A 2,448-nucleotide genomic window follows, 5' to 3' on the forward strand; every position below is an offset into this window, starting at 1 on the left:
CCAGCCGGACCGCCTGCCCGACGGTGGCGCGGATACCCACCGCACCGAGCGCGCCGTCCCCGGCCTCCGGCGCGGGTTCCGCCATGGGCGCGGGCGCGGCCCCGCAGGCCCCGGAGCACGCTGCGGCGGCGCGCGCCGGCTCGCCGTCCGGGGCACCGTCCGGAGTGCCGTCCACGGCCCGGGGCAGGACGCCGTCGGCAGCGCCGTCGCCCGTCGTGGTGTCACCGACGTCGCCGGCGGACAACGTGTTCAGCGCGCTGCCGTCGCCCACCGCGTCCACCACGCCGCCCTGCCGGTAAGCGGGTTGGCGGGGACCGCGAGGACCACCGGGTTCACCGGACGGCTCCCCCGCGGCCCCCGCCGGGCACCCGGCGCTCGGCGTGAAGTTCACACCGGGCGTGGAACCGTCACGCCGCCGGTGCACGTCCTACCCCCCGTGCAGCGAGATGGCACCAGGCCACGCGAGGAGCGGGCCGGCGTGCGGACCGAGACCGGACGGGCGACGGCCGTCCAGCGTTCCCAGCGTCCACTGCAGGTGGTGGGCCTGCTCGGCCTCACCGTCCACCTGCTGCTGGTGGGCTGGATGGTGCTGAGACCACTGCCGGTGGCCTGGGTCTACGACGCCAACCTGACGCCACTGGCCTCGCTCCACTCCTCCAGCGCGGGCCAACTGCTGAGCGAACTGCTGCTGCTCGCCCCGCTCGGCGTCTTCCTCCCCCTCTCCGGAGGCCGCCTGACCACCCGGTGGCTCCCGTCCTTCCTGCGCACCACCGGCGCCTCGGCCCTGCTGGCCACCGCGCTGGAGTTCCTCTCCTCCTGGGCCCCGGGCCACGTGCTCAACGTGGACCACATCCTGCTCGCCACCGCCGGCGTCGCGGCCACCCACCTCACCCTGGTCCCCGTCGGCCGCGCCTTCCTCCTCCACCGCGCCACGGCTCCCCGGGCCCCGGCGCCCGCTGCGGCGGCGCCGTCCGCGCCCGCCCCGGCAACCGCCGCCGCGCCCAAGTCCGCCGTCTTCGCCGAACCGGCCTCCTCGCACGGGCGCTGAGCGCGCCCCTCGCGACCACGCGGGAGCCGGTCTACGGGTACCACACCATGGACGGCGGCCGGTCGCTGCTCGCCGGGCAGTACGGCCAGCGGGCTGCGGCGCACGGTCCGGCGTCGATCAACTCGCCCTCCTCGGGCGCGGGTCGGCCGCACTCGCGGCAGGACAGCGAGACTTCGGCCCCGGCCTCGCGCAGCCGCTCCGTCCTGCGACGGAGGTCGGACAGGTAGTGCTCGTCGACGCGGACCGGGGCCTGGTCCAACAAGCACTTGACCTGCCAAAGGCTCAACTCGCCCCTCGCGCGGAGCACCTGATAGACGGCGAGCCTGCGCTCTCCGACCCGGGTCACGACGGCCTCGAACCGCGGTTCCTCCACGGCCCGTCCTCAACCCGCCCGACGGACCCGGCCGCCGACCTCGACCAGGCCGTCGGCCGTGAGGCCCGTGACGATCAGCGAGCCGCGCCCCTGGGTGATCGTCAGGCCACGCCCCAGTTCGGCGGTCAGCAGGAGGGCGGCCGCGCCGGTGGCCTCGTCCTCGTCGATGCCGTCGCCCCGCCCGGGGAAGGCCCGGGCGCGGACGGTGCCGGCCGCCTCGTCCTGCCACGCCCAGGCGTAGATCCACTCGCCCGGCGGCGGCACCGCCAGGGCGTCCACCTCGGCGGGCGTCGCGTGCCGCCGCAGCGTCCGCGGCGGCGCCCACCCGGCGGGCGCCGCGATCCGGGTGAACACTCCCTCACGCCGGACGCCCACCACACCGGCCGCGGTGACCAGCCGGTCCACCCCGAGCAGCCAGGCGGCGCCGACGCACGGGTGCCCGGCGAAGGGCAGGCGCAGGCCGGGGGTGTAGATGTCGATGACGCCACGCTCCGGGTCATCGACGAACACCGTCTCGCTGAAGCCGAGCTCCCGGGCGACCGCCTGCCGATCCCGCTCGCCAGGCACGGCGGCACCGTCCCGGACGACGCCCAACGCATTGCCGTATCCCCCACCCGGCCCGCAGAACACGCGCAGCACCTCGTGGTCGATCACCCGTGGTTCCCCCCTCACCCAGGTCGGCCCCGCACGAGCCGACAGTCGCGATCCCGACGCCCGCCTCATCCCGGTACAGGTCCGCGCGGGCCCGCGGTTACGAGCCTTGCGGCCTGGCCGGGACGTCGGGACCCGGTGCCGTGGGACGTGGCGGCCTCGGGGGCGGGGTCCTTGTCGGGGCCGGGCCCGGGGCTCGGGTGGCGGCGAGGACCGGACGGGACTTCTGGCGGCGGCGTGCCACCACGAGTGTGCCGATGCCCATCGCGATCGAGGTGGCGCCGGTGATCGCCATCGGGGTGTTGGTGGACGAGCCGCCGGTGGAGGCGAGGTCGACGGGCGGCGCCGGGGCCGCCACGGTCACGGTGCCGGCCGG

Annotated in this window: 4 protein-coding genes and 1 pseudogene; 1 reads left to right on the top strand and 4 read right to left on the bottom strand. The window is 76.6% G+C overall.

What is annotated here, in order from left to right:
* A pseudogene (locus ABD308_RS10140) lies at window positions 1-271 on the bottom strand (hypothetical protein); the annotation flags it as partial.
* Window positions 272-478: 207 nt separating this feature from the next.
* Between ABD308_RS10140 and ABD308_RS10145 the strand changes: the two are divergent.
* Entirely contained in the window at window positions 479-1,048 is a 570-nt protein-coding gene (locus tag ABD308_RS10145) for a VanZ family protein (RefSeq protein ID WP_344331136.1), read from the top strand.
* Between the two features lie 31 nt (window positions 1,049-1,079).
* Here the strand turns inward: ABD308_RS10145 and ABD308_RS10150 are convergent, their stop codons facing one another.
* From ABD308_RS10150 to ABD308_RS39625, 3 genes are all read right to left on the bottom strand, one after another.
* Complete coding sequence (locus ABD308_RS10150; protein ID WP_344331142.1) at window positions 1,080-1,421, bottom strand: hypothetical protein; 342 nt, start codon at window positions 1,419-1,421, stop codon at window positions 1,080-1,082.
* Window positions 1,422-1,430: 9 nt separating this feature from the next.
* Window positions 1,431-2,075: a PhzF family phenazine biosynthesis protein gene (locus ABD308_RS10155; protein WP_344331149.1), complete on the bottom strand. Its 645-nt coding sequence runs from the start codon at window positions 2,073-2,075 to the stop codon at window positions 1,431-1,433.
* A 97-nt stretch (window positions 2,076-2,172) separates the two neighbouring features.
* The gene (locus tag ABD308_RS39625; RefSeq protein WP_425554733.1) at window positions 2,173-2,436 is read right to left on the bottom strand and encodes an LPXTG cell wall anchor domain-containing protein; all 264 of its coding nucleotides are present in this window, start codon (window positions 2,434-2,436) and stop codon (window positions 2,173-2,175) included.
* Window positions 2,437-2,448: the final 12 nt, after the last annotated feature.

Origin of the sequence: Kitasatospora putterlickiae, from assembly GCF_039527695.1 — a bacterium.
Classification (GTDB): domain Bacteria; phylum Actinomycetota; class Actinomycetes; order Streptomycetales; family Streptomycetaceae; genus Kitasatospora; species Kitasatospora putterlickiae.